1 pseudogene is annotated in these 304 nt (G+C 34.9%); it reads left to right on the forward strand.

The features are described from left to right. Positions 1-304 (forward strand): annotated as a pseudogene (locus AWN68_RS14280) (cytochrome C biogenesis protein); the annotation flags it as partial.

The raw sequence follows: 304 nt of genomic DNA on the forward strand, positions 1-304 counted from the left end.
GCCTTGGTTAATTATGGTGGCAAGTATTCATACCATGATCACTTTCAAGAAAAGTGCAACAGCCCTAAAGACATCGATTATTCTGGTGATCACCTCTTTTATACTTATTCTTTATTCTACCTTTTTAACAAGAAGTGGAATTTTAGGAAATGCATCGGTTCATTCATTTACTGACTTAGGTCTTTCAGGACAGCTGTTGATCTATTTAATGTTCTTCCTCATTATCTCTATTATTTTTGCGGCTAGGGTTTGGAAGCAAATTCCTTCTTCAGAAAAAGAAGCTTCAACTTATTCCAGAGAATTT

It is taken from the genome of Roseivirga echinicomitans, assembly GCF_001592935.1.
Lineage (GTDB): Bacteria > Bacteroidota > Bacteroidia > Cytophagales > Cyclobacteriaceae > Roseivirga > Roseivirga echinicomitans.